General features: G+C 56.1%; 32 protein-coding genes and 1 pseudogene. 3 read left to right on the forward strand and 30 right to left on the reverse strand.

Going from position 1 to position 26187, the window contains the following annotated elements:
• Positions 1–8 precede the first annotated feature (8 nt).
• The 19 genes from M2406_RS11420 to M2406_RS11510 all read right to left on the reverse strand — a co-directional run bounded on the left by M2406_RS11420 (position 9) and on the right by M2406_RS11510 (position 14064).
• Positions 9–527: a phage major tail tube protein gene (locus M2406_RS11420; RefSeq protein WP_259190076.1), complete on the reverse strand. Its 519-nt coding sequence runs from the start codon at positions 525–527 to the stop codon at positions 9–11.
• 13 nt (positions 528–540) lie between these two features.
• The gene (locus M2406_RS11425) at positions 541–1713 is read right to left on the reverse strand and encodes a phage tail sheath protein (protein WP_259190077.1); all 1173 of its coding nucleotides are present in this window, start codon (positions 1711–1713) and stop codon (positions 541–543) included.
• Between the two features lie 132 nt (positions 1714–1845).
• Positions 1846–2001 carry a tail fiber assembly protein gene (locus M2406_RS11430; RefSeq protein WP_405050623.1) on the reverse strand — a complete coding sequence of 52 codons (156 nt, stop codon included), beginning with the start codon at positions 1999–2001 and terminating at the stop codon, positions 1846–1848.
• Positions 2002–2278: 277 nt separating this feature from the next.
• On the reverse strand, positions 2279–3199 hold the full coding sequence (locus tag M2406_RS11435; RefSeq protein WP_259190078.1) for a hypothetical protein: 921 nt from the start codon (positions 3197–3199) through the stop codon (positions 2279–2281).
• Between the two features lie 763 nt (positions 3200–3962).
• Positions 3963–4589, reverse strand: a complete 627-nt coding sequence (locus M2406_RS11440; RefSeq protein WP_259190079.1) for a tail fiber assembly protein — start codon at positions 4587–4589, stop codon at positions 3963–3965.
• Entirely contained in the window at positions 4589–6616 is a 2028-nt protein-coding gene (locus M2406_RS11445) for a phage tail protein (RefSeq protein WP_259190080.1), read from the reverse strand. The genes M2406_RS11440 and M2406_RS11445 overlap by 1 nt, the downstream gene beginning before the upstream one ends.
• Complete coding sequence (locus M2406_RS11450) at positions 6613–7221, reverse strand: phage tail protein I (protein WP_259190081.1); 609 nt, start codon at positions 7219–7221, stop codon at positions 6613–6615. Before M2406_RS11450 ends, M2406_RS11445 begins: the two co-directional genes overlap by 4 nt.
• Entirely contained in the window at positions 7214–8122 is a 909-nt protein-coding gene (locus M2406_RS11455; RefSeq protein WP_259190082.1) for a baseplate J/gp47 family protein, read from the reverse strand. Before M2406_RS11455 ends, M2406_RS11450 begins: the two co-directional genes overlap by 8 nt.
• Positions 8122–8475 (reverse strand): GPW/gp25 family protein, encoded by a 354-nt coding sequence (locus tag M2406_RS11460; RefSeq protein ID WP_259190083.1) that lies wholly within the window; start codon positions 8473–8475, stop codon positions 8122–8124. Before M2406_RS11460 ends, M2406_RS11455 begins: the two co-directional genes overlap by 1 nt.
• On the reverse strand, positions 8472–9068 hold the full coding sequence (locus M2406_RS11465) for a phage baseplate assembly protein V (protein ID WP_259190084.1): 597 nt from the start codon (positions 9066–9068) through the stop codon (positions 8472–8474). Before M2406_RS11465 ends, M2406_RS11460 begins: the two co-directional genes overlap by 4 nt.
• 71 nt (positions 9069–9139) lie before the next feature.
• The gene (locus M2406_RS11470; RefSeq protein ID WP_259190085.1) at positions 9140–9595 is read right to left on the reverse strand and encodes a phage virion morphogenesis protein; all 456 of its coding nucleotides are present in this window, start codon (positions 9593–9595) and stop codon (positions 9140–9142) included.
• Positions 9596–9597: 2 nt separating this feature from the next.
• Positions 9598–10062, reverse strand: a complete 465-nt coding sequence (locus tag M2406_RS11475; protein WP_259190086.1) for a phage tail protein — start codon at positions 10060–10062, stop codon at positions 9598–9600.
• Between the two features lie 2 nt (positions 10063–10064).
• Positions 10065–10229 carry a hypothetical protein gene (locus M2406_RS11480; protein ID WP_259190088.1) on the reverse strand — a complete coding sequence of 55 codons (165 nt, stop codon included), beginning with the start codon at positions 10227–10229 and terminating at the stop codon, positions 10065–10067.
• A 1-nt stretch (position 10230) separates the two neighbouring features.
• Positions 10231–10464 carry a hypothetical protein gene (locus M2406_RS11485; RefSeq protein ID WP_259190090.1) on the reverse strand — a complete coding sequence of 78 codons (234 nt, stop codon included), beginning with the start codon at positions 10462–10464 and terminating at the stop codon, positions 10231–10233.
• A gap of 27 nt (positions 10465–10491) precedes the next feature.
• Entirely contained in the window at positions 10492–10695 is a 204-nt protein-coding gene (locus M2406_RS11490; protein WP_259190091.1) for a tail protein X, read from the reverse strand.
• On the reverse strand, positions 10695–11165 hold the full coding sequence (locus M2406_RS11495) for a head completion/stabilization protein (protein ID WP_259190092.1): 471 nt from the start codon (positions 11163–11165) through the stop codon (positions 10695–10697). The genes M2406_RS11490 and M2406_RS11495 overlap by 1 nt, the downstream gene beginning before the upstream one ends.
• Before the next feature lie 101 nt (positions 11166–11266).
• A complete protein-coding gene (gene gpM, locus M2406_RS11500; RefSeq protein WP_259190093.1) occupies positions 11267–11908 on the reverse strand; it encodes a phage terminase small subunit in 642 nt (213 codons plus the stop codon).
• Positions 11909–11911: 3 nt separating this feature from the next.
• On the reverse strand, positions 11912–13225 hold the full coding sequence (locus M2406_RS11505) for a phage major capsid protein, P2 family (RefSeq protein ID WP_310473615.1): 1314 nt from the start codon (positions 13223–13225) through the stop codon (positions 11912–11914).
• A gap of 14 nt (positions 13226–13239) precedes the next feature.
• Complete coding sequence (locus M2406_RS11510) at positions 13240–14064, reverse strand: GPO family capsid scaffolding protein (protein ID WP_259190094.1); 825 nt, start codon at positions 14062–14064, stop codon at positions 13240–13242.
• 144 nt (positions 14065–14208) lie between these two features.
• On the opposite strand from M2406_RS11510, the gene M2406_RS11515 reads away from it, so the two are divergent.
• The 3 genes and pseudogenes from M2406_RS11515 to tnpA form a co-directional block, all read left to right on the forward strand.
• Positions 14209–15984 (forward strand): terminase large subunit domain-containing protein, encoded by a 1776-nt coding sequence (locus M2406_RS11515; RefSeq protein ID WP_259190286.1) that lies wholly within the window; start codon positions 14209–14211, stop codon positions 15982–15984.
• Entirely contained in the window at positions 15981–17030 is a 1050-nt protein-coding gene (locus tag M2406_RS11520) for a phage portal protein (RefSeq protein ID WP_259190095.1), read from the forward strand. The genes M2406_RS11515 and M2406_RS11520 overlap by 4 nt, the downstream gene beginning before the upstream one ends.
• A gap of 485 nt (positions 17031–17515) precedes the next feature.
• Positions 17516–17818 (forward strand): annotated as a pseudogene (tnpA, locus tag M2406_RS11525) (IS200/IS605 family transposase); the annotation flags it as partial.
• 178 nt (positions 17819–17996) lie between these two features.
• Here tnpA and M2406_RS11530 read toward each other — a convergent pair.
• The 11 genes from M2406_RS11530 to M2406_RS11580 form a co-directional block, all read right to left on the reverse strand.
• The gene (locus M2406_RS11530) at positions 17997–18470 is read right to left on the reverse strand and encodes a hypothetical protein (protein WP_259190096.1); all 474 of its coding nucleotides are present in this window, start codon (positions 18468–18470) and stop codon (positions 17997–17999) included.
• A 334-nt stretch (positions 18471–18804) separates the two neighbouring features.
• Complete coding sequence (locus tag M2406_RS11535) at positions 18805–19167, reverse strand: type II toxin-antitoxin system HicB family antitoxin (protein WP_259190098.1); 363 nt, start codon at positions 19165–19167, stop codon at positions 18805–18807.
• Positions 19164–19439, reverse strand: a complete 276-nt coding sequence (locus M2406_RS11540; RefSeq protein ID WP_259190099.1) for a type II toxin-antitoxin system HicA family toxin — start codon at positions 19437–19439, stop codon at positions 19164–19166. Before M2406_RS11540 ends, M2406_RS11535 begins: the two co-directional genes overlap by 4 nt.
• Positions 19440–19524: 85 nt before the next feature.
• Positions 19525–19926, reverse strand: a complete 402-nt coding sequence (locus M2406_RS11545; protein ID WP_259190100.1) for a plasmid partitioning/stability family protein — start codon at positions 19924–19926, stop codon at positions 19525–19527.
• On the reverse strand, positions 19923–20888 hold the full coding sequence (locus M2406_RS11550) for a plasmid segregation protein ParM (RefSeq protein WP_259190102.1): 966 nt from the start codon (positions 20886–20888) through the stop codon (positions 19923–19925). The genes M2406_RS11545 and M2406_RS11550 overlap by 4 nt, the downstream gene beginning before the upstream one ends.
• A 156-nt stretch (positions 20889–21044) precedes the next feature.
• The gene (locus M2406_RS11555; RefSeq protein ID WP_259190103.1) at positions 21045–23768 is read right to left on the reverse strand and encodes a replication endonuclease; all 2724 of its coding nucleotides are present in this window, start codon (positions 23766–23768) and stop codon (positions 21045–21047) included.
• Positions 23761–24168: a hypothetical protein gene (locus tag M2406_RS11560; RefSeq protein ID WP_259190104.1), complete on the reverse strand. Its 408-nt coding sequence runs from the start codon at positions 24166–24168 to the stop codon at positions 23761–23763. Before M2406_RS11560 ends, M2406_RS11555 begins: the two co-directional genes overlap by 8 nt.
• Positions 24165–24716 carry a hypothetical protein gene (locus tag M2406_RS11565; RefSeq protein ID WP_259190291.1) on the reverse strand — a complete coding sequence of 184 codons (552 nt, stop codon included), beginning with the start codon at positions 24714–24716 and terminating at the stop codon, positions 24165–24167. The genes M2406_RS11560 and M2406_RS11565 overlap by 4 nt, the downstream gene beginning before the upstream one ends.
• Positions 24713–24982, reverse strand: coding sequence for a DUF3850 domain-containing protein (locus M2406_RS11570; RefSeq protein WP_259190105.1), 270 nt, complete (start codon positions 24980–24982; stop codon positions 24713–24715). Before M2406_RS11570 ends, M2406_RS11565 begins: the two co-directional genes overlap by 4 nt.
• Positions 24979–25788: a Dam family site-specific DNA-(adenine-N6)-methyltransferase gene (locus M2406_RS11575; protein WP_259190106.1), complete on the reverse strand. Its 810-nt coding sequence runs from the start codon at positions 25786–25788 to the stop codon at positions 24979–24981. Before M2406_RS11575 ends, M2406_RS11570 begins: the two co-directional genes overlap by 4 nt.
• Positions 25785–25994 (reverse strand): hypothetical protein, encoded by a 210-nt coding sequence (locus M2406_RS11580; RefSeq protein ID WP_259190107.1) that lies wholly within the window; start codon positions 25992–25994, stop codon positions 25785–25787. Before M2406_RS11580 ends, M2406_RS11575 begins: the two co-directional genes overlap by 4 nt.
• Between the last annotated feature and the right edge of the window lie 193 nt (positions 25995–26187).

Genomic DNA, 26187 nt, shown 5'->3' on the forward strand with positions numbered 1-26187 from the left:
CCCGAAATTTACATTAAACCGATGTTTTTACGGTGCTGCGCCATGCGGTCGTTGCCGCCGACCTTCTCAATCAAGTTGATGTTATCAATCTCGATAATGTCCACGCCGTCGATGGTCAGCTTGTAGTAGCTGCACTCGGTGGTGATTTTCAGGGAAGTGTTCTCACCTTCCTTGCTGTCGCCGGGGTCAATCTCCTTGTTGCGGCCACGAACAACCACCTCGATCGCGGAAATCTCGCCGGTGTCGTCGCGCTGGAGGGAGCCGGCGAAACGCACCATTACGGCGTCGATCACGGGGGTGGCCATCAGCGTGTAAGGCAGGGCGTCATAACCGCCCAGCGTCCAGTTGATGGTGAGCGCCTCGTCATCCATCCCCATATCAATCTGTACCGCGCCGCTCATGCCGGCGCCGCGCCAAGCTTCCATTTTGCGGGTGAGCTTGGGCAGCGTGACGGACTCGGCGACGCCGTGATAATCGGTACCGTTGAGAAACACGTTGAAGTATTTAAGCTTTCTGGGTAATCCCATGATGTAGCGTCTCCTAGCTGTTGATGCTCTTGCCAAAATCCGCCAGGTAGCGATCGGTGATGCGCTGGCGCAGTGTCAGATCTTCCAGCGGCGGTACCGGTGTGTAGTCGTAATCGACCACGAGCTTGCCTGCCTTGAGCGTGTCCGGGGTGTTGATGGTGTCGTCATACCAGCAGTTGGCGCCGATGAGGTAGCCGTTACCGACCATCTCGCGGAACTTGGCGTTGATGTTGTGCACCATGTCCTTCACTAGCGACGGGGTCATCGGCATGTCGATGGCCCACATCTGGGCGTCGGCGATGGTGTCGGCCAGCACCTGGGCGGTGCGGGTGTAGTTCTCGAAGGCGAACAGCGGATCATCTGAACAGGTGCGATCCCCCCAGAAGCGATAACCGTCCTTATTAATCAGGGTAGTGACATCGTTTTTGTTCAGCAGATCGGCATCGGTGCCAGTGTTCTGTAAATCCCAGAACACGCCTTTGGAAATGCCAGTCACACCGTTGACGCCGATATTTGAAATTGTCTTGTGCCAGCCAGTGTCCTGGTCAATCTTGGCGCGTAATCCCAGTGCGCGTGCGGTCGCGAAAGCCACATCGGCGGCGTTGGTTGTGCTGTTCCAGCTCAGGAAATCAGGCCAAAGCAGCATCAACTCGCGCTGGCTGAAGTTGTCGCGGTAGGTGATGGCGTCTGAAACGGTCTTGCAGTCCCAGGCGCAGGCATACGCGAACCCGCGCAGCTGCTGGGCGAGGGCCGCCATGGCGGCGGTGACGTCCTGATTATCCAGCCCCGGCGCTCCCAGAATGCGCGGCTTGGCGCCGAGCACGGCCTGAGCAGAAAGCAGGGCTTTCATGCCGGTATAGTTGCCGTCCTCGTCGGCGCCGCCGATCACATTGGTGGTTGTTGCAGCCTCATCAGCACCTTCTGCCACGCGGACGACAACGGTGACGGGTTGGGTTTGGTCTGCGATGGCTTGCAATGACGCGGCCAGGGTGCCTTTGACGCCAGCCTTACCGACAGCGGCCTGCACATCGGTAAGCAAAACAGGGGTGTCGAGTGGGAAGGTGGTTGCGTCAGCATCCTGCGCGGTGCACACCATGCCGATGATGGCGGTGCTGATGGTGGTAATGGTGCGACCGCCGTCGTTGATTTCAACGACGCGGGCACCGTGATGATAATCTTCAGGCATGTGACGAAACTCCGATGGGGGATTTTAGTCAGCATGCCTATGTTTGGATGGGGGCTCACGTGGGGGGCATTGTGTGGTACGAGAGACAACACCGCCGCCATCAGATAGCGGTGCTTCTGTCTGTGCTGCAGTTTACTTCTTTTTGCGCTGAGCCTTGGCGATTAACGGCGCTGACGGCTGTTTTGCTGGAGAGGCTGGACATTCAATATCCGGTGCTTTATCGGTATCAACGCGACTTAGCAGCACGAGGTAGCTTTTCCATGCAGCGAGTGTAGCGCGGCGAAATATTTTGCTTTTTTTTTTGTAATGAGTTCTGCACTACGGAACAGCGCAAAAATTGGGGATTTCGCACTGTGCGAAATTAATCGAAAAGGTTAGTGATAATCAACTCTGTGGCTTGCTGACGGTTAGCGACTCAGTCCAGATGTTCAATGAATGTTCTGGATAGACACAAGTGAGTTGTTGATAGGGACTCATCGAGCTGCAATGGCACAATCAGATAGTAAGTAGGTCCCTGGCCTCCTGGGCCAAAACAGGAAGTCAGGGACTCAGAGCAATGGATGGGCTAGTAACTCACGATGGAGGCGGTCACCGCCATCTGGTAATTACCCGGTTTTTGGGTGGTGTCCCCTGTGGTACAAAGTGTGGCACCTAACGGGACTGGTTTTTTCGTGATGGTTTGACCTGGCTTCACGTCATCGATTTTCGCGGCAGTCGTCCCGTCAAGGGGGATAACATTCGAAGCGCTCGCATTACACGTCGACGCGCCATCGCGGGTAAAGGTCATGTAGAACGACTTCTGCGTCGTCGGGTAGATTAACTTGCCCTGACTGGCAACAGCGTCGGGTCCAGTGGGTGTAAGTACATAGGAAACGGGTACGGTAATGGGTGGGTTGGTGGTATTGGTCCCTGCACAGGACGCAGTAATGCCAAGGTCTGTACCGGTGAAGGTACCCACCGTCTGGCCTGAAGTTGACGAGGGGGAGACACCGTTTTTGAAGGTGTATTGTCCACTCCCGGCATCGAGGGTACAGGTTAAGCCTGCGACAATGATTTTCTTTGGTTTATCGTAGTCGAACATTTTCTCTGAGTTGTAGGTGGCCATACGGAATGAAGAGATATTGGTCGCCCCTGCGATGGCATTGGCACCCGCTATGGGCCGCAAGGTGAGACTCGCCGTTGCCGCCTCGGTACCATTGGGATCCTTACGTAGACTGAGAGTTGAGGTCGCGAAGCATACTTTACCGGACACGAGCGTTGAATCGCTTTGCGACAGAGTGCACAGGGTGGCATTAGCCGATGTGAAGGTGCCAGACTGTACCACGGTGCCCGACTTCCATTTCCCCGTGTAAGACCAGGTACCCCCCACGGGCACCAGATAAATATCCACTGCGGGGATTCTGATGCCGTAGGTGCTTGTGAGGGTTGGGACGGCAACGCCGTATTCCAAACCGCCCGTGGTTCGCCCCTGAGTGATATCATTCACGTACACACCGATGTCGTTAAAGCCTACGAATGTTCCGTATACAGTGTAGAGATCTGAACAGTTGTAGGTGCATGTTGACGTTGGTAGGGTTGCTGACGTTTGGAAGTCCCCCCCCCTGGTAGAATGGCCCCGACGGGCATGTTATTTGACAGCACGATGATGTCGCGGTCTGCTTGGCATGTCGCTGTGGCGAGGAGGCCGAGCATACATCCAGTCCATAACTTCCACCGCTTGGGATATTTCGACACTTGTGATTGTACCTGTGGTGTGGCGCTTCTGCGCCTTAACACCGGTGACTGCACGAGCTGCTCATAAAGCCGCCGAAACCTGTACCCTACTTCTCTCATTTTTTTCATATCCACCGTACCTTTTTGTTCTGGCACGATGCTCAGATGCCTGTTCAGGGAAGCATTGAGAACATCTGCCGTTCAGACTGAGATTTGTCTGAACGATATAAACGGTTTTTACTTTCATCCAATCGTTTGTAACGATCAAAAATCAATCATTGATAGTCGGTGTCGATTGATTGTTGTTTATTGATCGGTATTAACGATCAAGATAAGTGGGTAACGAACACGGATTTGTGATAGCAACTGAGTTTCAACCCAACCCAGTACTCATTGATAATGTGGGGGTTATGTCAGAATGGAAATCATGCGGTACGGTATAAATATTGAACTAACCACTGAGCAAAAAGCACTGCGCGAAGAGAAAATCGCGCCTGTTTTAGCGTCGGCGACGTGCCACCACGCCGCCGTTTTAATCACACTGGCTTATCCGGCCATTTAATATCTGGGGCATCTTCCGGATTAATGCGGCTCAGCAACACGCTGTAGCGTTCCCTAGCGTCGAGCTGGGCCTTTTCTTCATCCGTTGCCATATCGAGCTTTACTGCGCGTTCCAGTGGCGCTATCACGTTGTTAGCCTCAGTAATGAGCTGTGACAGTTTGGCCTCTGCTGCGGCCACCTCGGCAGCGTGCTGAGCAGCTTTATCCGTCACCCACTGTGTGCCGTCCCATTTGTCATACGGTGTTTGTGGCGCCAATAACGTCAGTGTCGGCGCCAAGTTGCCCATATCCATTACGGGCTGCGGCTGGCCAGTCTCGATGCTGTAGGCCTTCTGGCCGCGATAGTCAGGTACGATTTCCCACGCGCCGCCCTCTTCGGTGCGACGCACCGCTTTGTCTTGGTCTGTGGGTAATGTCGGGGCATCGGCATAAGCGCCTGCGGCAAGCCCCACGCCGACCTGAATGTAATCCTCACGCGCCCCGGCGTACTCTCGGGTTGTCAGGTCGCTGTTGTACGTCGTTATCCAACCTTCGGTAATGGCAAAACCATTAGCGCCAATAGTGGCCACTGGGGTGTCGAGTGAATATTTTGCTGTTGTCATTATGCAAGCCTCACAATGTAGTTAAATGCGATATTTTTTACGGTGTTTTCGGGATTGCCAAAGGCGTCAATGCTCATGCCGTGCCCGTGAGGGCCAAGGTCGAGCGTGTGGCCATGTGGACCAATGTACGTCCAGTGCGCGTGATTTCCGGCCCCTTGCATAATGCCCGTGTTGGCGAATCCACGATTGTCATCAATGCTGTGCCTACTTGACGAACCACCATCCAGCGACGTATTGGAGTTATAGTCCTTCATCGGGTGTACGTGGTCACCAGAGTCGTTGCTGGCTTTGCTGTCATAGTCAAACGAACTGGTTGCTTTGGTGCCCAGATCGGTATTTGACACGGTGCCGGTGTGGTTATGACTTTTTACCCCATCCCCTTCTTGTGACAATACCGAGCGTCCACTGGCTGGCTTGCCTTTGACAGTCCAGCCGCGCATATCTGGGAATATGCCGGATGGGTAGGCGATAGCCAGCTTGGGGTATTTACTCTTGTCGAAAGCCTGCCCCTGTAAACTGGAAAATCCACTCGGTATTGTGTCTGACGGCCAGGGTATGGGGGCGCCAATAGGATATTCACCTGGCGATGGGTTCCCTGTATGGAAAAACTCATTCCATGCCCCTGGCACATTGGCTTCCATCGTGCGAAAGCCAACCCGCCCGTTGCGCCATACCGTTTGCAGGGCAAAATATTGGCCGGTGTTGTGCCATAGCTGGTTCTGAATACCAAAAGTACCACCTTGCGGGAAAAATGACGGCGCATCCGGATCTCCACTGGTAGCTGACCAGGTATAACCGGTATAGCCTTTGTTGGGACTTAACAGGTCGGCAAGTAGCGCACGGTCTGAACCTGCGGCTCCAAGCCCGTACATCGGCGGCAGGTATTTTTCGGTGTAAATCCGCGCCCAGGTGATACCGCCAGCCTCCACCCCGGAAAAACCGACATACGCCGCCATACTTCCCCCAACGACGGCAAAGTAGCCAGCAGATGGCGCGGCATCCATCGGCAAGCACACTACCCCCGCGGATACATTACCTGTCGTAGCTGGGGGCTTATTGGCAGATAAGTTATTAACCCGGTAAAGCTGCCCAATATTGCTGTATGCGTCGGTTTTTGCTACGGGCCCAACCCCCAGACCAGAGGCACCAGGGAGATCATAAGCCGCCTTTACCGCTTTGGGCGTGGCTGCCAATGTCTCGCTGGCGCTGTTCGTGGCGCTGCTGAGCTGCACGATGCCTTTTGCTGCCGTGGTGGCGTTGGGGACGCTGGATAACTTGCCGTTCGCCAGATCGTAAGCGGCTTTGACTGCCTTAGGGGTCGCGGCCAGGGTTTCGCTGGCACTGTTGGTGGCGTTACTGAGCTGCACGACACCTTTTGCTGCCGTAGTGGCGTCGGGGACGCTGGACAGCTTGCCGTTCGCCAGGTCATAAGCTGCTTTCACGGCCTTGGGTGTGGCTGCGAGGGTTTCGCTGGCGCTGTTGGTGGCGCTGCTGAGTTGTACTAATCCTTTCGCGGTGGTGCTGGCGTCCGGGTGGTTGCGGGTTTTGGTGTGAGTCTCGATCGCGTCATCCACATATTCGCGAGTGGCCAACACGATGGATGGGTCAATCTTTAGCTCCACGGCGTCGCTGCTGCTGACAATGAGGATCATACGGATGATTTGCTCGCGCCCTGACCCCTCGGCCATCAGCGGTTTGTACGATGGCGGGCAGTTGCCGACTGCTATCAGATCACCATCGGCATCATACAGACCGATTTCTCGTATCCACCAACCACCGACGGTTTCTGTCAGCACCTGTTCAGCAATCACTTGGCTGGGGTTATTTGGGTCCACGCGTAGGCTATTAACTAGTGCGCGGTGGCATTCATGTACTAGCTGGGTTTGTGACGGTTCGGGTACCGGTTCTGCGCCGTTGGCGTCACCCACCGCCATGACGGTGATTGCCAACTGATTGCCAAGCGCAGTGGCGTTCGCCAGCTTAGCGGCGCCGACATTGGTCAGCAGGGCGAAATATTTTGCGGTCATAGGGAAATCTCCATAGTGTCTATAACGTGGAGCGCCGCGCCGACTTTTACTGGCGTGGTAGTCTCAATAGCATCAGGCAAATAAGGGTAAATTGTCATTGTGTCACCATCGTAGCTGGCAGCCGCAATGAGGATATCTCCCTGTGTTTCCAGGGAGATCGACAAGGTGGTCAGGTGGCGGCTGCACGGCTTGGTGTCGTCTATTACGCGTTCAAGTCCGGTGTACATTTCCGGGGTGATACCGGTGTCCAGCGTGCCGACCACCATCTCGAACGTGCCCGGAGTCTTACCGTTCTGCCACCACTCGGTGATGCTAATCAGGTAGCCCATCGGCTCTACAGCGCGACGTAATGCGCCAATGGTGCCTTTGTGCCGGTGTACAAAATAAGACTGTCGCACCACGTCACGCTGGGTGGCTTCATCCCAGGCCTCATCCCAACGATCGACAGAGAACGCCCAGGCCAGGTAAGGCAATAGTTCCAGCGGGCATGTGTCCGGATCCCACAGTTGGCGCAGCGGTACCGGCGCGGCACTCACCTCGGCGCCGGCCTGCTCCGCGTGCAACTCCAGCGGTGTGGCGCACATTGGCAGTAGGCGCTCAGTCATTCATTGCCGCCAGGGTGACTTGCGGCGCGGCGCACCACGATGCCTGGGTTTTATCCAGCACCAAATCGGCTTTGGGTTCGTCAATGACCACGTGTTCCACACCTTCAACCGACAATGCTGCATCAATAGCGGAGAGGTATACCCCGCGGCCGATGCGGTGCTGGGCGTTGATATATGCATGCAACCTGGCGTTGGCAGCTTGCTCGATGGGGGCGGTTTCCGGACCGGGGTAGTAATACAGGGTTGCCACTACGTTATAGCTGACGATGCTGGCCGACTGCACCGTCAGCCTGTCGGCGACGGGGCGCGTATCTTCATCGCTCAGGGTGGCCGTGACCTTGTCGAGTAGTGCCTGATCTGCGGTGCCATCACCGTCAAGGGATAATACGGTGACCGTGACGCAGGCTGGCGACGGGCTGAACGCTTTGGCATCGGCGACTTTGCCGTCGGCGCTGCGGGCGAAAAACTCATAGGCGGCGGTCGGTCCTGCCACGCTCAGCCCTTCAAAGGCTTGCTGGGTGCGTTTGCGGAAATCACTGTCTGACTCCATGATCGCCGGCGTTGGCGGGATAGTCGTTGGATCTGCTGGGCGGATTGTTAGTCGATAAACATTGAAGTTTGCCGCCAGGTTGTCCAGGTCTGCGCCGCCGGTGTAGGCCAACATCACGGCACGGGCGGCGTCGTTGATACTCTGGCGTTGAAGTAGCGCGCGGTAAGCATACGCCTGGGTGAGCTTGGTCAGCGGTTCAGAGTCCAGTGCCAGCACGGCCTTGACGGCAGCACGGTCTTTCTCGTCGGTCAGTTCAATGATGCGGCTTTGGATGGCACTCAACAGAGACTCATAATCGAGTGGCTCAATCACGTTCGGTGGTGGCAGTAATGACAGATCGATGGTCGCCATCAGTTCAGCCCTCCAATACTGGCGGAAAGGGCGAAGGTGCTGTCGCTGTCACTGCGGCTACAGACCAGGTCGGCGGTGTAGCTTCCGGGCTGGGTATTAGGGGCCAATGTCAGCGCCTTAACGACCACGCGCGGCTCCCAGCGCATGATTGCACTGTAAGTGGCGGACATCATTTGCAGCAGGATGGCATCGTTGGCCGGCGCATCGACAAGCGTCGACAGCAGCGAGCCGTAGTCGCGGCGCATTACCCGGCTGCCGATGGGGGTGTTCAGGATGTCGCTCACGGACTGGCGGATATGATCCAGATCGGTGATGGGTTCGCCGCTGCCGGCGTTCATGCCGAGGTACATCATTTTACTGGCCCTCCCGTTTCCCCACCGCCTGTCTGCACGCCGCTGTGTTTATGGTTGTCAACCTGCACGCCGTTGGATGTGAAGCTGCCGCCGCTGTGGGTGATATCGCCGTGCATCTCCCCGCCCTGGGTGATATTCAGGCTTTCTGCTGTCACCTTGCCGAGGAAGTCGTTGTCTGGGCAGTCCCAGGTCGTCTTTTCTTCTACCTTGATGTAGGCGGTTTTGGCGCCAGTCAGCAGGAAGCTGCTGTCGTCGGGGTTGTACTGCAGCACAGCCGAATCCGGGAAACTGATGTGTAAGGCGTTCGGCAGGTCACAGGGGGCGGGATTGGCGTCACTGAAGATCCCCCCGAAACAAAACGCGGTCGTCAGTTCGCCACCCATGCCGAGTAACATCGCTTGCTCACCCGCCGACGGCGGCCACCACACTTTTGCCGTGCCGGCACGTATCGTCAGCCAGGTGATCCAATCGGTAGTGCGCTCTGGGTCGCCGCCCACCTGCACGCGGCATTTGTTGCCCTGAACTTCGGCGACGATACCGATGTTGATCAGGTTGTGCAGAAGGCGTAACAGCTCAGTGATATTTTCGTTCATGGGTGCAGTCTGCCGTTAAAGTGTCGAAAATCTCATGGGATGGGCGTTGTGTGGGCGTTGATACAGTCGGGTTAAAGACCTTTCCCCAGAAAATCCAGAATCTGCCGCTCAATCTCTTTAACTCCGGAGTTGTCAAAGCCCAGCAGGCGCCGGGCGGGATATTTCACCCGTGGCCCGTTGCGGCTGACGCTGTCCTCAAGCCCATACTGGTGCGTGCGGGCGATATATCCCCGACGCCCTTCAAAAAACACCGCCGCTTCATTGGGTGTTGCTGCCACCTTCATGTTTTTGGCCGTTTTTAACCTGGCGAACATGGCGCGCCGGATACGCCCCTGCTTGTCACGCAGACGTTTGCGGGCGGCGAACGGCGAACCGTCGGGGTTCTTCTGCTGCGTGATGCGCTTTTGGTTGCGGCGCCGTAGCTCGCGGGCGATCACAATATTCATCGCCTTACGCCGCGGTGGGGAAAGTTGGGCCAGCAAACCCTGTAGCCAGGTGTCAATGGCGCGAAAATTGTCATCTAGCATGGTCACACCGTCCATTCACTGCCGGGCACGTCCTTCATGTGGAAGGGGCCGAGGCTGTCGTAAGGGGTGGGCGGTTCGTCAGTGTGCTTGACGGCCAGGACGCCGAGGTCGTCCTCGGTCACGATGACGCGCTCCGTCAGCTTGAGGGCTATTTCAATGTCGCAGCTCTCATTATTGAGAATGGCGACCTCAAAGCGGAAAGCCTCCTGGCGCATGTCCGGGTTCGCCATGCCGTCATGCTGGTGCCGGCGCAGCCAACTGAGGATCGGCACCATGACCAGGTCCACGTCACCGCCGAAATCGATCACGGTGACGCTCAGGGTGTACTGATACTCATGGGACAGCGACGGCGTCAGCGTTGAAACGATGTTGCCATGCTCAACGTAGAGGCTCAGCTTGTCCGGATCGTTACGGAATGCCGGCACGGCTTCCATCAGGGCCTTGCGCAGCAGTGCGGGCTTGAGCATGTTTATTCACCTACCTGGCATAAAATTACTGTGTTGCCGTGAAACGTCATGCGCGTCACGCTCATGGGGACGCTGGAAGTGACCTGTACGCCCAATCCCGGCGAGACGCAGCCGGAAATTAGCAGGGACGACAGCAGTGTGAGCGCGGTGAGTTTCAGATTACGCATGCTATTTCTCCTGCCCGGTGCAGGTGGTGCTTTCGCCCGGGTTTGTATCAATGCATGCCGAGCCGTTTGGGTATGTCAGTACCACCGTATTGTTCGGTTGAATTTCAGCGTTGGTGACGCTTTGTCCTTTCGCGTTATTTACGTGCGTGAATGACACAGCAGAGCAGGCAGCCAGAGCGGCGATCGCTGCGGTCAACAAAATGCCGGCAATCCATGTACTCTTGAGCTTGTTCATTGAATACCTTCCTAAAATCTCGCGGTGTTAATCCCATAATTGAACTGTGTCGTTGGCCGGTGCGACGACCTGGTCCGGCATCTCGACGGCGTAGCCATAGGGCAAAAACACCCCGAAATCCGCAATGCCCGGATTGGCATCCATCACCGCCTCGGTGACGCCGGCGGTTTTGCCGTAGTACCGATAGCAGATCATTTCGATGGTTTCGCGCTGCTGGGCGACGACCTTCATCAGATAAGCGCCACGGTGTTGTGATTGAGCCCCTGCAACTCGCGCATGGCCCAGCGAGCATCCCGCCACAAATCATCGACCTCACTTTCCAGGCTGGCAGCGCGGCGGTCACCCTTGGCGGTGGCGTCAAAATCCCGGTAGCGCTCGGTGATGTTGGCCTTGGCGATACAAAACACCGCCCGGCGGTAGTTGTGTACCCTGGGGCTCTCGCCGTCGACCGGGTCGTCATACGGCACGTCACCCAGGGTGAGGTTGCCCAGGTCTTGCTGTATTAGCCGCCAGGCTTGCAGCTCGCGATTGACGTTTACCATCGCGGTGATGAGCGCCTCGCGCTGGCGTTCTGGCGTGATCGTACCGTCAAGGCGCATGGCGCTGGTGAATCCCAGTGGGCAAATGGCCGGCCAGAAGTCGCCGTTACTGATGATGTTGGCTTTTTTGGCTGCGGGTTCGGCTGCGATAAAACCGTTCATGCGACCTCGATAAAAGGGACGGGCGGTGGACAGCGGCGTTGCTTGCTGTAGCCCGAAGGCTGGCGTACGCCACCGCTGTTCCGCCCTGGTTGGGGGTTCGGTTACTCGTCCGCCTTGTTCAGGCGGGCAATGTCTTTTCTCACGCCGGCGCGCTGGTTGAGGCGCAGGGCTTGCTCAAAGGCGATCACTGCCTGCGGTTGCTGACCGGCCTGCTCCAGCGCATAGCCCAGGGCTTTCAGCAGCTTGGAACGTGCCTCATCCGGCATATCTTCGCCAGCGGTGAGCTCCAGTGTGTGCTGCAGCACAGTCAGGTCCAGTGGTTGCGACAGACTGTGCTGTGCCAGCGCGGCGTTGGCGATCTCCTCGGCGACAATTGTTGCTGTATTTCGGTCATAGCCTGGCATGGTGAGGCCGGACTTTAGCGCGTAGCCCGCCAACGGCAGTGCGACGCCAGGCTCGCCGATGTCAATCAGCCAAATCATGACCGTCACCAGCACGTCGTCCTGCGTGCCTTTGCCTGATTGCAGCACGCCCTCAATCCAGGGGGCATAATCCGGCAGCACTTTTCGCTTGAAGGCGCTGCGACGGTCGCTGCCCTGCAACCGTGCAAGGCTGCGCTTGTCTTCTGCCAGCTTGCGCAGCATCAGGTTGTAGGTGCCCGCTTCCATGCGGGAGAGGGGAGCGACGTCAGTCACGCTGGCGGCGGTTTCGCGCATAAAATGTTTGCGGGCCGGGGTCATCATGATTTACTTGCCTTTTTTCGCGTCGGGTTTGGCATCAGCCTGCGGATCTGGCGCGCCATCCTGCACAGGCGGCGTGTCTGTCTGTTGTTCCGCCTTGGCCTGTTCACCCTGTACCTCGACCGGTGATTGCGGTGCAGGCGCTACCGCGGTAGCGTCGATGGCTTCTTGCGCCTCTGGTTGGCGGGCGCTTTCCGCTGCCGGGATGCGCTGGAAGGCGGCAGCCATGGCTTCAACGGCTTTTGCTACTGCGGCACTTACCAGATCTTCTTGTACTACTGGCCCCTTGCCGTCCAGTGGCGTCTGCGTCATCTCGATGTTTTCGATCACGCAGCACCCTTCGTAATCTTCGACGATGTAGTCCTGGTTGACGGACTCGTAGTTTTCAATCTGGTCACGTTTGGCGTTGTCCAGAATGCAGCGGCGGCGGGTGCCTTTCTGCCAGTAAATAGACAGGTTATCCAGGCGGGTGATCATCAGGGCATTGGCCGGGAAGTACGGTACGCGCACGGCCTGCAACCCGCCGATGCGTTTCTGGCTAATGATGATGTCTGCTGCCAGCGCTTCGCTGTTGGGCTGTTGCTGGTTGATCAGCGGGAAATACTTATCGGCAAGCAACTGGCGACCGCAAATCACAACCAGCTTTGGATCGTCCTGATACCACGGGGCGATCAGGTTATCGGTCGCATCCATCACGGCGGCATCAAGTGTTTCATAGTCGCCGTCTTTGCCGATCACGACCTTGGTCGCCTCTTTACCGCCGGTCATAACGCGCTCAGGTGCATCATCGCGACATTTTTGCAGCCAGCCCGGCGCGACATCCTGCAACAGCGGGAAGGTGACCGGGTCAGAGGTCTTAGCGCGGTGCGTCCCGTTCCAGCCGATCATGATGCGGTCCAGTGCCTGCCGTTGCAGGATGCTGTCGCGCAAGATGGGTTGGAAGTTCGGGAAGGCAGCCCACATGTCGATTTTTTCGTAACGCAGCAGGGTATCGAAGTTGGTTTGTTGGCAGAAATAGTTCTGTGCCGTCATATCACTGAGATCACGCGGGGTGCGGTCTTTCTGGGTGGTATCTGTATTACTGGCTGCTGGTCCGCTGACGCCCAGGCCAATCTTTTGACCCTGCTGATTGATGACCGGCATGATGTTAATCGCTTTCAGGAAGTTACTGCTTTCCTGGATGCGTTTTTCAATGCGCTGCGCCACCGCGGGCACCACGGTGAACTTCTTGCCGGCGGTGATAATGGCCGTCGTGATGCCATTAAGCTTGGCTTGCTGCGTCAGGTATTGACCAAACGCCAACTCTGTTTCTGGGATCATGTTTTTTCAGCCTTTTAGCAATCTGTGACTAATTCGTTTGGCGCGCCGGTGACTTCCGGGCGGAAGGACTGGCTGGCGTCAGTGCTGCTGAGTTTTTGCTTTAGTTCGGTGAGTTCAGCTTGTTGCGCTGTGACCTGTTCATTCAACTGGGTGACGGTGGTCGCCAGTTCGGTCAACTGGACTAACTTTTCATCCTGCTGCTGTTGGTGTTCGGCAATTTCCGTCACAGCCAGATGCACGTCGTCCATCTGGCTGCTGTCGGCCTTGTCGCGGCTGGCGAACATTTCCTTCACCTTGGTCAGCAATGACGGTTTGTTGTCGGGAATGTCCTCAAACTCGAACGTCACTTCTTCAGCCGCGGTGAACAGGCAGGCCGGATCTGATTTGCGGTGCGCTAGCGGGTTAACAGCAGCGGCGGAACTGAACTGCATGATCTCGGTACCGAGACTTGCCGGGCTATCGGTGACGGCCAACCCAGTCAGATAGGCCTTGCCGGTCTTGGCAAAGTTGGGGTGGAACTCGATGCTGGAGTGCACCTTCTGGCGAGCGCGGTTCATCTCGACCAGATCGTCGGTGGCGTCAATCTGCGCCTTGAGTGCCAGTTTGCCCTGGAGTGGCCCCTCCTGAACTTCCTCGGCCTTTACGCCAGTCACATCGCCGTAGGCCTTGAACGGTCCGTTTGGCATGATGCCGCGGTAATGCTCCAGGTTGACGCGGGCGTTATACAGTTTCGGATCGTAGGTATCTGCGATGTCCTGAATATCCTGGCGACTGATCTCCCGACCGTCGGTAGTGGCCCCTTCGACGCACACCTGCACGAATTTCGATTTCTTACCCATTGCGTGGCTCGCTTTGCTGAATGATTTTTGGCTATAGTCACGATGCAAAGCCGGGGCGGCAACGCGGTGGCGTTGTGTCAGCGCTGGCACAACGTCGGTCGGGCATCGGTCGGGCGCGGGCGCGGGTAGGCTTGCGGCATGAGCATGAAAGTCACCGTTACCGCCGCCGATCTCGATCCTCGTCGCCAGGCCATGTATCACTACTGGCAGGGGCTCAAGCTCTCGTGCATCGCCCGAATGCTGGGCGTCAAACCCAATACCCTCTACAGCTGGAAGCAGCGCGACGGCTGGGATAACTACAGTCCGTTGTCCCGCGTGGAGATGACGACCTCTGAGCGCTACTGTCAGTTGGTGGTAAAGGAGGTTAAAACTGATACCGACCTGAAGGAGCTGGATGCACTAAGCCGGCAGATGGAGCGCCAGGCGCGGATCACCAAATACGAAGCCACCGGCAAAGAAGCCACACTCAACCCCAATGTCGAGCGCCGCCACAGTGGCAAGCGCAAACCGCCGACCCGCAACGCTTTCACCGATGTGCAGCTTGAGCGGTTGGAGTCGGTGTTTTTTGAGCAGATCCACGAGTACCAGAAAATCTGGTACCGCGCCGGCCACAACACTGAATACCGCATTCGCAACATCCTCAAATCGCGCCAAATCGGGGCGACCTGGTACTTTGCCCGTGAGGCGCTGCTCGATGCGATGCACACCGGGCGCGATCAGATATTCCTGTCTGCCAGTAAGGCGCAGGCGCATGTGTTCAAAAACTACATACTGGAGTTTGCGCAGGAGGCCGATCTCGATCTCAGCGGCGACCCGATCAGGCTGCCGAACGGTGCCAAGCTGTATTTTCTCGGTACCAGTTCACGCACCGCGCAGAGCTACACCGGCAACCTGTATTTTGATGAGTATTTTTGGGTGCCGAAATTCCAGACGCTGCGCAAGGTGGCATCCGGCATGGCGATGCAAAGTGAGTACCGCCAGACCTATTTCTCTACCCCGTCGACATTGACCCATGAGGCCTATTCGTTTTGGTCGGGTGAGGCGTTTAATGTCGGTCGCCCCAAAAATGAGCGGATCGAACTGGATGTGTCGCCGGCGTCACTGGTCGATATTCGTCCGTTCGAAGACGGCCAGCTGCGTCAGGTGGTGACAATTGAAAATGCTATTGCGCGCGGTTTTAACCGGGCCAGCCTGGAGCAGTTACGCCGCGAGTACCCGCCGGAAGAGTTCCGCAATTTGCTGTTGTGCGAGTTTATCGACGACAGCACCTCGGTGTTCCCGTTTGAGGCACTTCAACGTTGCATGGTGGATGCCTGGGAAGAGTGGGCCGATTTCCAGCCGCTGCTATTGCGTCCGTTCGCATACCGCACGGTGTGGATCGGGTACGACCCGAACGGCGGCAATGAAGGGGGCGACAGCGCTGGTTGTGTGGTGATGGCGCCGCCAGAGGTGCCGGGCGGTCAGTTCCGCGTACTGGAGCGACACCGCTGGGACGGCAATGACTATGAGGCGCAGGCCAAAGCCATCAAGGGGCTGACCGAGCAATACCACGTTGAGCATATCGCCATCGATGTGACTGGCATTGGTGATGCTGTGTGGAAGCTGGTCTCGAAGTTCTTCCCGGCAGCGCGCCGCATCCAGTACAGCGTCGAGGTAAAAACTAACATGGTGCTGAAGGCGCTGAACGTGATCCGCCATGGCCGCCTGGCGTTCGACGCTGGTCATACTGACATCGCGCAGTCCTTCATGGCCATTCGCAAGGTGATGACGACCAGTGGTCGCAGTGCCACATATGCCGCCAGCCGTTCCGGGGCGGTCGGCCATGCTGACCTGGCCTGGGCGGTGATGCATGTTCTGTTTAATGAGCCGCTCGAAGGCAATTCCGCCAACAATGGCTTCCGTTTTGAGGTAATTGGATGAGTAAGCGCAATCGTGATCGCCAGCAGGCACTGGCGATGAAGGAAGAAACACCTGCAGCACAGGCGTTTACGTTTGGTGAGCCTGAGTCGGTGCTCAATTATGGCGCCATCATGGAATGCCTGGAGTGTGTCAGTAATGGGATTTGGTACGACACCCCCATTGATTTTGATGGGTTGATGCGACTGTTTCGCGCCACGCCGCACCACGGCTCGGCGCTGTTTGTGAAGCGTAATATCCTGGCGAGTACGTTCATTCCGCACCCACTATTAAGTCGTAAAGAATTCAACAGTTGGGCGCTGGATTTTCTGGTGTATGGCAACGGGTACCTGGAATTGCGCAGAAATATGCTGGGTGAGCCCTTGGAGTTGCGGCGCTCACTGGCGCTGGTGATGCGCCGCGGCGTAAAGCCGGGCACATATTATTCATTGCAACGCAATGAGCTCACCGCCGAAGGGTATTATACCTTTCCTAAAGGTAGCGTTTTTCACCTGCTGGAGCCGGATCTTGCCCAGGAGATTTACGGCCTGCCGCAGTATCTGTGCGGGATAAACAGCATCTTGTTAAACGAATCGGCGACGCTGTTCCGCCGCAAATATTATGACAATGGTACCTTCATGGGATCGGTATTCTATTTGACTGACCCGGTACAGAACCAAACCGACATCGACAATATCAAAGAGACCATCGAGTCTGGCAAGGGGCGAGGCAATTTTAAAAGCATGTTCCTCTATGCACCGAACGGCCAGAAGGAAGGGTTGCAGATCATGCCGCTGGCGCAGATGGCGGCCAAGGATGAATTCCTGAATGTCAAAAATACCTCACGCGATGACGAGTTGAGCGTGCACCGGGTACCGCCTCAGCTGATGGGGATCATCCCGAACAATACCGGCGGTTTCGGCAGTGTGACTGATGCCAGTGAGGTGTTTGTCCGTAACGAACTGGTGCCGCTGCAAGAACGGATGCGGGAGTTGAACGACTGGCTCGGTATTGAAGTGGTCCGCTTCGGTGACTACGTTCTGCCCGGCCAGACCTCCGCCAAAAGCTGACGGCTCAGCAATCCGTCTCGGTTTCCATCTCCACGCCCATCACCGAATAACCGGCAGACTTGCAGCCTGAACAGGGCTTGCCGGTGTTTTTCACTACGCGCACGGCGCGGTCATCCCATATTTCAGGCGCGCTGTGCGGCTTGCTGTGATGTCGTTATTTAATGACGTACTGAGCCGCCTTCTTTGCCGTTTTCCCTCTCCCTACCTCTCCAGCCCAACCTCACCCAGAAACCCCGCCAGGGGTGGTGGCGCGCGATCCCCCACACACCGGCCCTCTTTAGTAAATGCATAAAAAGTCGTGCACCCTGCATAGGGGCAGAAAAGCCCACGCCGCGCGGGCCGGGAGGGGGTTTTGATCCTGAAAGGATCCTTGCAGATCCTTGCGCCTATGCATTGCATTTTTGTGCAGTGAGTGGTGTTTGGGGTAAAAAATGGCTAAGTGATGGCGGCCATGGTGGTGTGTGATGTTTTTATATGGTTCTGAGATGGGCAAGATATTCCATGAGGTTGCGAACCAGAAGAGCAGCCAGATTCTGGAGGGGCATTTGATGTGCGACCATGTCCACATGTGCATCAGCATTTCGCCAAAGCACTCGGTATCGACGATCGTATGTTATCTAAAGGGGAAAAGCGCGATAGCCCGGCATTTTGGTAGAAGTAAAAACTTCACCGGCGAAGTTTTCTGGGCACGTGACTATTTCGTTTCCCCGGGGGCAACGGTCAGAGCTTACATCCGCAGCCAGGAACGAGAAGACGTAAGAGACGATCAGATAAAGCTGAACGTATAACAGCAGCCTTGTGCGGCTCATGGTTTGTTAGCGACTTTGAGGGACTCACCCTAAAACCTCCGGCTTTGCCGGAGGCTGTTTGCTTAAATAAATCAGTTATCTTGTGCCATCTGGTCATGCAGCACCATCCAAGATAGTGCGCCATTCAGTCCAGACAACAGCTAACGTTTACATTGCTTTAGATATTGTAGTCAACGATTCTGAAGAGGTTCTCCCCGTGCCCGAAAACAGGAATGTTAATATTTTCTGAACTACCTTTCAGAGTATGGCTCAATTGATCATTACCAGGTTCACCAGCATTGATGGAGAATATTGTGCCCGTCTTTTCTGGATACGCGAACAACGTCAACAGGTACCCCCCGTACTGAGCGTTTATGGTTGCTGGCCAGTCAGGATCTTGAGGCAAGTCATCATTGGGTTGCAGGTAGTACATGAGCCCTTCATGGTTGAAAGCGAGTGACACACGTTTTATTAGCACATTATCAGGACTGTATGCCTCACTATATTCGGTGTATTCCCAGACAACAGGTTTCTTACTGAAAACTAACTTGAAACGACCTTTAGACGCAATTGTATATTCTTCGACATCTAGAAACATAATTGATGGGTAAAGGAGCGATTGCAGTGTAACTTGTCTTTTAACCGTATCCATAATAACTGTCCTTTTGATTGTAGTAATGCCTTCGTATGGCAATGGCACGATCTGGGTATAGCCTTATTTCAAATAGGCGCGGGGGTAGCGTTTTTTCAATGTATTCATGATGTGTTTTTCCTACTGAGCACGACATCGGCGTACGCATGTTTATCTGTCGATGAGGTAAACACCTGGATGGGTGTGTCATTGTTAATACCAACGGAAATTTCAATCTGTCAATACCGATCGAACTCTGACCCCCGGGGGGCAAGTTTTACATCGGTAGCGACAGTTTCAGCATGCCAACGGAAAAATGGTCGTACAATGGTGGCCTTGGGTGTCGCTACTGACACTATGCGTGCTTCATCCGCTCGTTGAGGGTTTCAACGATGAAGGAATTAACGGAAACCTCATTTTCGGCGGCGGCCTGGTTCAGGCGCTCGCCAAATGACTCGGGATAGCGCAGGGTAAATGTCTTGGTTTTTTCCTGGCGCGCATAAGGTTCGATTCCTGCGGCGCTGCAATCCTCCAAGAACTCGCGTAGTGAGATCTCACCCTCAGCCTTTAGTCCCTGAATGCTGTCAGAAACAAAGTCGCAGTAACCGGTAAGGCCGAGGAATTTACCGCGGAACGCGCCGATTTCGGGTACGTAGCTGATAATCGCTGGTTGCCCGGCGATCTCCATGGTATTGGGTGTTGCTGCTGTTTTTGTCATGGTTTGACTCCTATACTTTCCAGCCAGTCGCGGAGGTTAACCACCGCGCCTTTGTCTGTGTCCGGTGATGGATGTGGGCGGTGAAAGTTGGCAATGCTGCCGTTTAACAAAAACTTGCACCGTGAACCACGGCCTTCTTTAACTTCCCCACCTAGCGCCTTTATCAGTGACTCCACATCGGACCATTTAATCCCGGCGGGAACGGGTGATTTGAATATCTGTTCCAGCGTTGCTTTTTGGCGCTTCCGTAGTTCTGATACCTGTTCTTTCATTTAACCTTCCGTGAAGTCACTTTATGAAGTCAATTATAGAATTACGGCGAATGAAGTCAAGTTGTGAAGTCACTCGCCGTAACTGCTAGCCAGGAAACAGGTTGCTGGCGTTCTGCCGGGTGCGCGCGGCATTGTCTGATGGTTCCGAATGCGCGTGTGTTGTCGGTGTGGGTGGAAAGTTAATCTCATCGGGTTTAGCCAGTGCAGCCAGTTGCTGCAACGCCGCCGCCAGCGGTGCGCCGCCCTCCGGCAGTACACTGCTGATGAGGTGGCGGATCTGGCTGATGGTGGTGCGCTCGTCGAACAATTCTGCAATCAGGTGCGGCAAGCGTGGATCTTGACGCATGAGCGCCATACCAGCCAGCATGGCGGCCCGGCAGGCGTTACCCCGTGCTTTGACGGGGAGTTCTGCCAGCATCTCATCGGCCAGAAGGTCGGCCCGCGAATGCGCGGGCTTCAGGTAAAAACTTATCTTGCGATTGCTCACTGCGGTGTCCCCATTTGATACAGGCCGTTTACCAGATCAAACTGAGGTGCGAGGCTTTCAAAGAAACGCGCGTCCGGGACTGCGGTAACTTTCCGTACTGCCGCTTCGACGATGTTAGCGCCGCCGCCAACAACGGCAACGTGCGTATATCCAGAAAAACGCTCGATCGCGAGCTGTACGCGGCGATTCAGCATGGCCTCTTTTTCTTGCAGGGCGTTTAGTACCTGGTCGAACTGGGCGGCATCGTTCACGCGGGTGCGCAGGTATGGCACATCATGGCGGTGCAGGATCAGATCGTCAGCGAAGTAACTGCTGGCGCGCGTGTTCGCTGCAGCAAGGGCAGATTTGACTGCCTCGGTCATGAGTGACACACCAATACCCGGATCGCAAAAGGTCTTGGTGATGCCGGTGAACTGGCCGCGCACCTGCGCCACGTCCAGCGTGGTACCGCCCAGGTCAACAATCAGCAAGGAGTCCAGCTCGTCCAGGTCTTTCACAATATCGAAGCCAGCCGGGATGGATTCCGGCATCACGCGCACATTGCGAATGGTGAAGATCTCGCCGCCGTTGAGCATTACCGGGCGCAGAATATTGCGCTGCTTGCGCTGGATGTTGTCACGGTTAGGCTGGTTGTGCTCGTCCAGGTATTCACCCAGCGGTAGCGTGACTTCCACATCGACCGGCTGCGGCGACAGGCCGGTTTTGAGCAGGGCGTGATGGATGGCGATCACGTTCACATCGCTGTACTGATAGCGGGTGTGCGTGGTTCTGATGGCATCCGGGCTGATAGGATCGAAGGAATAGCGCTCGCCGTCCAGCAGGTAGTTGGCTGGCAACTGGTCGCCGAACGGTGTTGACCACTCAGGCTTAAAGCTGTTGGGGCTGCGTAGCGTGCGCTGTTCGCCGTTCTCTTGCCATGCCATTTTGATCGCGGTAGAGCCGTCATCGATAAAGATTTTCATTATGTTGCCTCTTTGCTGTGTGGGTCATGAAATGCCGTTTAAACGGCGGTTTTTGGTCATGAAATAGAAAAATGGTGATTTACGCGGTTGCCGCTGGCGGCATTTTTCTATTTCGTTCCCGTTTTTGCCTGTTAAGGGGCCTTTTTGTGTCATTACTTAAAATGGTGCCATTGTCCGCCTGACCGGCTCGAGGCGATCGCCGCGCAGCCTGATGGCTTCGCCTCCGCCGATATCCAGCGTTGCGCCACGCAGCAGCGCGTTGATTTCCCACGGCTCCAGCCGGATGCCAAGTGCGGCGGCAAGTTGCGCAATATCGCCAGTGCGGTAGCTCGGTGGCGGTGTTTCATCGTCGTCTTCCCTGGCCATCAGTGCTGGCACTTCCAGCAGGCTGCTGCCGGCCAGGCGGAAGGTGTAGCCATCGCCGCAATCTACGGCTTCACCGGCCAGCAGGCTGATAACCTGCGGTGGCTCCGGCGTGATGCCGAGCGCACGCAGCGCTTCCGTAATGGTGTCCTCTGGTGTGCTTTCGCTGACCGGTGGTGGTTGTCGTGTCATCCCCGTCTCCTCTGCCTTTCTGCTTGGTGGGGCCGTATTGCGGATCCTGTTGAGCAATATGCGCCGCTGGTGCCGGGTTAGTTGCTCGAAATTGATGCGCTCCGGCTCTTTATCCGTGGCGTTATCCATCCCTGTTTCGCTGGTTTTTTGCTCAATGGGACAGTTATTGCCACGGGTCCAAGGGACGGCGGGGCCGCCCTGAGGGTCAACGTCAACCCCTTGACGATCGGCTTCTCCGTCCGGTTTTACGGCTTTTCTGATCCGCTGCCAGTTATCAACGTGAGTGCAAATGCGTGATGCAGCTCCGAGTTGGGGCGACCAGACACCGAAGATCTGTATACCGTGTTCGCCGTAGTCGTTTGGCTTGTCGGCTTCGGCGTAGGCGGTACGGACGACGTGCTCTTTGCGAGGTCGCAAGATCCCGCCTTGCTTCAGGATGTACGACGTGATGCAGCCGGCATCGGCAGCTGACAGTACGTCATCCATCGCTTTATCTGTGAGGCGTTGCCGTTTCTTGCCATCCTTGCCCTGCCGGGCAAGCTGGCCGGCCAGGCGCCGGAGTTCGCGATAGGTCTGGCGTGATGGGATGCCGAAAAACTGGAACTGGCGCACCCGGTGGAGGGATGCCCAGGCGATGGCGTGCTCTACGGTGTCTGCCATACTCTTGCCGCTCTCATGGTCAACGGGCGGCTCGCCAGTTTTTGGGTCTGGCTGGGTCAGCTTGCTTCCGTCGATGTTTTTACCGATGTAGGCGGCGATATAGCTCAGTGGCGAGCCTTTCTCTTTGGTGATCTGCTCGACTTTGAACCGCGGGGTAATATTGTTGCCCAGTTCGGCACGGTCTTCGCGGATAGCAAACTCGCGCAGGATATCGGTGATCGCCTCTTGGTCTTCCGGACGACAGAACACCATGACGTGCCAGTGTACGGTGCCGTCGTGATTGGGTTCGGCGACGCGTACGCCATACCAGCGCAGCCCTTTGCGGCTAAGCTTTTTGCGCACACCGGCGAACAAGTTCACCAGGTAATCGCTGCTGTCGCGAACGGTGCTGGCGGCCCACTTGGGGTTAGGTGAACCGCTGTTTATTAGGGTGGCGTGATACTTCGATGGGCAGGTGATCGTGAACCAAAAGGCATTGTCGCCGCGAGTTTCGGCGATCTCCTGCATCCCTTTGACAGTGATCATCATCTCAACGCGGCGGTGCTTCGGATTGCTGTTGCCCGCGAAATAGACCGATTCCATGTCGATGCTGAACCCGTCATCGTTGACCAGCTCATAAGCTTTCAGAAACTCGCGCGTGCGGCGGCGCTGTTCCCGGTGATGTACCAGTGCATCCTGGCTGACGTAGGCGGACGTTGTGCGACTCACCAGGCATGCGGCGCGCAGTTGCTCCTCGCGCCACTCGCAACGGTAGCGCCAGAGCTTGCGTTGCCACCAGGTGGCACAGCACAGGCGGGCTAGCGCACCCGGCAACAGGTGGTAAGGCGTTTCGCCACGCTGGCGGCGACTGACATCCAGTGCGGCCCAGCATGGTGGAGTGATGTTGAGGCGTAGCGTTTCATGGGCGACAGTGGTATAGACGCGCAAAATATCCTGCGGTGTTGCTTCGCTGGTTAGGTGCTTCTCGCATTCCCGGCTGAACAGGCTTTCCATGGCGCCGGCGGTGAGGGTGGCGAGTAACTGCACCTCACGCTTGCTCAGCTCTGGCAGGCGTAGCAACTCGTCCAGGCGTTCGCGCCCGGCGATGTAGCGATAAGCTATCGTCTGGTTGCGTTTGTTGATCTGCTCAATCCGCGGGAGCACGCGTTTGATTGTGCCGCGCAGGAATTTGCGTGCCGGACGCTGATTACGCCCCTCGGCGATAGCCTGTACTTGTTGGCGGCGATAAATGTTAAGGCGCGCCAGTAGTGGCTGTTTGATGTGTTTAGGCAGCAGAGATAGCGCAGCGATCAGCTCGACATCTTCATCATCCGTTATTTTCTTGCGTGCAAGGCGATTGCGACTGATGAGTGTGTCGCGTTCAAGTTCTCGCTCCTCAGATTCGGCTATCAGATAATCGCGGCGCGCCAAGCGGGCGCGTTCGGCGTCGGTCAGGTTTCCGCGAATGCGGGCTATTTGGGCCTGCTCTTCCTTTTTGCGCTCTTTTAGTTCCAGCTTAATCCACTGAGCGAGCGGGGAGGCGGTAGGTGTAGTGGCAAAATCTTCGCGTTTGATGGCAGAGTGAGGCGCGTTCCACGGGAAGGCGTAGTTGATGGTTGCTGCACCGCTGTCAGTAAATGGCGGCGGGGGTGTTGGGGCGTGGCGGCCGCGGGTGTCTTTACTCATAAAACCAAGGCCATTCATCGATATGCATAACACGGCGATCGCCGGTTTTTCTCTCCACGATGTCCATTGACATCAGGGTTAACGCCCCGGTGATAGGATCGCGCCGGAATGCGCATGTCGCCGCCTGCTCTTCGCCGTCGCCGGAGTCATAGCCGAAGATCCGCTGCATGGGTTGCGATGGTCTGCCGGCTGAACGGAATCTCAGCGTTGCGCCAGCAGAAATCCGTAGCACCTGCTGGATCAGATGTTGCTGGCATGCCTGGTAGGTTTTTCCGCAACTACGCCCGCGTATGCGACTGTAATGGCGATTGATGTATGCGGCTATATGGTTGTCATATCGTTTCTGGCGATGGCCGCAGGCGGCTTCGATGGTGGTGGCGATGGGTGATTTTCGCATCATTCACGCACTCCCTCGCACTTGCGGTCAGCAGCGCGCACCCGTGCCACTTCCTCTACAGCGTCAGCAAAGTCAAAGCAGTTACTCCATTCAGGGCGATTTCCTGTTGCAGCCTCATACATTTCTGCAATGATGTCTTCTGCTCTATCACGTTCAGCGATAAGGTTCAGCTCGCTGGCTTCCAGCTCGGCTAAACGCCGGTCTTTCTCTTCAAGTTCTGTCTGCGATTCAGTTAGCGTATCGCGCCAATGGTCTGCCACATCATTCACTTGGTCATTTGTAACCATCGCTATTACAGCAATTTCGCGGTCTTTCTTTTCCAGCTCTGCCAGCAGGGCGGATACGCACTCTTGCGAGTAGAGATGTTGGCTGGACATGCGCTCAACTTCACGGGCGATCATGTAAAGATGCTCGGTGTTGTACATGCTGTTCCCGTAGCTCGGCCTAGGTTTCTCAGCCAGATAACGCAGTGCATTCACGGCGGTTTCATTGCAGCCGTTAGGCCACACCACCGGCTTGCTCAGTTCGCTCAGTAACTTTTCGGTGTTCATAGTGAAAACGGCCCCCGCTCTATGCTCAGCATGACGTAACCCGGTGCCCATTCGGTCAGGTCGGTGATGTGGGTGATGCGTACCCAGATGTACTCGCCGGTAAATCCCTCCAGGTGTTCTAACTCGGGGTGTTGGCCGTACCCGTTCAGGCACAGCAGATCGCCGGCAGCAAAGTCGCGGTCGTTACGGCGGAATTCGGCTTTTTTCACGCCGCAGGTGACGGCGGCGAGGTGTTCTGGGTGGATCTTTAGGTTGTGTTTTTTCACGCTGTTACCCCTAGCGTTGCGATAATCTCGCCCACAGCCTGACGCTGTTCACCATTGCAACTGATTGAACGCGGTGCGGTGGTGTGGTGAACGGTAAAGCCGGCCTGCTGGTAGAGATCTGCAGCAACGTCAGCATTGGAGACGACGACCTGGCTACCGCGTGCGACTGCGGCGTGCAGTGCGGCGATCATTCGGCTGTGGTCTTCAGGGGTGAAACCGGCAGTGTGGTATTTGGTGAAATTGGCGGTGCTGGATGCAGGGATGTACGGCGGATCGCAATAAATCACGTCGCCGGTGCCGGCCATCTCGATGGTTTCCTCAAAATCCAGGCAGAGGAATACGGCGTTCCTGGCCTTCTCGGCGAACTGGCGGATCTCTTCTTCTGGGAAATAAGGCGCTTTGTATTTGCCATAAGGGACATTGAACTCACCGTTAAGGTTGTAACGGCACAGGCCGTTGTAACAATGGCGGTTCAGATACAGGAACATCACTGCGCGGCAAAAGGTATCTTCGCAGCTGTTGAAGCTGTCGCGGATAACCCGGAATCGCGCCTCGTTGTTGTCGAACCTGAAGAATAGTTTGGCGCAATCTATTAGGTCGTCCGGCGCGTTTGACGCGACATTAAACAGACCGATTAAATCCGGATTGATGTCTGCCAGCAGGCAGCTGTTGTAATCGGTGTTGAGGAATACCGATGCGGAGCCGGCGAACGGCTCGATCAGGCGGTTGCCATCTGGCAGGTGCTGGCGCAGGGCATCCATGATGCGGGCTTTGCTGCCCGCCCATTTGAGCAGGGAGCGGATCATCTGTTACGTTTCTCCCAGCAGACTACTGCGCCAACAAACATAAACATGATCGCTAAAGCGATAATGATTACTGCTGGAAGTCCCCACAATGGCGCCGTGACCCACCACCACGACCAGGTGATGTACCCCATCAATTTTAGGGTGATAAAAATAAGCGCCAGAATGGACAGGAAACCCAGTCCGCCTTTTTTCGTTTCTTTATTCATTTTGTTTTTCCTGTTGATAAGAATTTATTCACATCCCAGATCCAGCACTTCCAGAACATGACGGAATAGGACGGCAACAGCTCGTAATAGAGCGGCCCGTAACAATCAATAACGATGCAGCGTTGCCGGTAAACCCAATCACTCCGGATAAGGACAAACAGTTGAGCGGCGAATAACGCCAAAAGAATGAAGA

This window comes from Serratia sp. BIGb0163 (assembly GCF_024809935.1).
GTDB classification, from domain to species: domain Bacteria; phylum Pseudomonadota; class Gammaproteobacteria; order Enterobacterales; family Enterobacteriaceae; genus Serratia; species Serratia quinivorans.

Bases quoted from the DNA above. Each gene is read 5' to 3' on its own strand.
- M2406_RS11420 (WP_259190076.1), bottom strand. From the start codon at position 527: ATGGGATTACCCAGAAAGCTTAAATACTTCAACGTGTTTCTCAACGGT.
- M2406_RS11465 (WP_259190084.1), bottom strand. From the start codon at position 9,068: ATGAACGAAAATATCACTGAGCTGTTACGCCTTCTGCACAACCTGATC.
- M2406_RS11440 (WP_259190079.1), bottom strand. From the start codon at position 4,589: ATGACAACAGCAAAATATTCACTCGACACCCCAGTGGCCACTATTGGC.
- M2406_RS11475 (WP_259190086.1), bottom strand. From the start codon at position 10,062: ATGCTCAAGCCCGCACTGCTGCGCAAGGCCCTGATGGAAGCCGTGCCG.
- M2406_RS11555 (WP_259190103.1), bottom strand. From the start codon at position 23,768: ATGAGTAAAGACACCCGCGGCCGCCACGCCCCAACACCCCCGCCGCCA.
- M2406_RS11580 (WP_259190107.1), bottom strand. From the start codon at position 25,994: ATGAATAAAGAAACGAAAAAAGGCGGACTGGGTTTCCTGTCCATTCTG.
- M2406_RS11460 (WP_259190083.1), bottom strand. From the start codon at position 8,475: ATGATGTACCTCGGCATGAACGCCGGCAGCGGCGAACCCATCACCGAT.
- M2406_RS11470 (WP_259190085.1), bottom strand. From the start codon at position 9,595: ATGCTAGATGACAATTTTCGCGCCATTGACACCTGGCTACAGGGTTTG.
- M2406_RS11530 (WP_259190096.1), bottom strand. From the start codon at position 18,470: ATGGATACGGTTAAAAGACAAGTTACACTGCAATCGCTCCTTTACCCA.
- M2406_RS11495 (WP_259190092.1), bottom strand. From the start codon at position 11,165: ATGAACGGTTTTATCGCAGCCGAACCCGCAGCCAAAAAAGCCAACATC.
- M2406_RS11565 (WP_259190291.1), bottom strand. From the start codon at position 24,716: ATGAACACCGAAAAGTTACTGAGCGAACTGAGCAAGCCGGTGGTGTGG.
- M2406_RS11485 (WP_259190090.1), bottom strand. From the start codon at position 10,464: ATGAACAAGCTCAAGAGTACATGGATTGCCGGCATTTTGTTGACCGCA.
- M2406_RS11510 (WP_259190094.1), bottom strand. From the start codon at position 14,064: ATGGGTAAGAAATCGAAATTCGTGCAGGTGTGCGTCGAAGGGGCCACT.
- M2406_RS11515 (WP_259190286.1), top strand. From the start codon at position 14,209: ATGAAAGTCACCGTTACCGCCGCCGATCTCGATCCTCGTCGCCAGGCC.
- M2406_RS11505 (WP_310473615.1), bottom strand. From the start codon at position 13,225: ATGATCCCAGAAACAGAGTTGGCGTTTGGTCAATACCTGACGCAGCAA.
- M2406_RS11560 (WP_259190104.1), bottom strand. From the start codon at position 24,168: ATGATGCGAAAATCACCCATCGCCACCACCATCGAAGCCGCCTGCGGC.
- gpM (WP_259190093.1), bottom strand. From the start codon at position 11,908: ATGATGACCCCGGCCCGCAAACATTTTATGCGCGAAACCGCCGCCAGC.
- M2406_RS11455 (WP_259190082.1), bottom strand. From the start codon at position 8,122: ATGGCGACCATCGATCTGTCATTACTGCCACCACCGAACGTGATTGAG.
- M2406_RS11535 (WP_259190098.1), bottom strand. From the start codon at position 19,167: ATGACAAAAACAGCAGCAACACCCAATACCATGGAGATCGCCGGGCAA.
- M2406_RS11425 (WP_259190077.1), bottom strand. From the start codon at position 1,713: ATGCCTGAAGATTATCATCACGGTGCCCGCGTCGTTGAAATCAACGAC.
- M2406_RS11480 (WP_259190088.1), bottom strand. From the start codon at position 10,229: ATGCGTAATCTGAAACTCACCGCGCTCACACTGCTGTCGTCCCTGCTA.
- M2406_RS11575 (WP_259190106.1), bottom strand. From the start codon at position 25,788: ATGATCCGCTCCCTGCTCAAATGGGCGGGCAGCAAAGCCCGCATCATG.
- M2406_RS11540 (WP_259190099.1), bottom strand. From the start codon at position 19,439: ATGAAAGAACAGGTATCAGAACTACGGAAGCGCCAAAAAGCAACGCTG.
- M2406_RS11445 (WP_259190080.1), bottom strand. From the start codon at position 6,616: ATGACCGCAAAATATTTCGCCCTGCTGACCAATGTCGGCGCCGCTAAG.
- M2406_RS11550 (WP_259190102.1), bottom strand. From the start codon at position 20,888: ATGAAAATCTTTATCGATGACGGCTCTACCGCGATCAAAATGGCATGG.
- M2406_RS11520 (WP_259190095.1), top strand. From the start codon at position 15,981: ATGAGTAAGCGCAATCGTGATCGCCAGCAGGCACTGGCGATGAAGGAA.
- M2406_RS11450 (WP_259190081.1), bottom strand. From the start codon at position 7,221: ATGACTGAGCGCCTACTGCCAATGTGCGCCACACCGCTGGAGTTGCAC.
- M2406_RS11490 (WP_259190091.1), bottom strand. From the start codon at position 10,695: ATGAAGGTCGTCGCCCAGCAGCGCGAAACCATCGAAATGATCTGCTAT.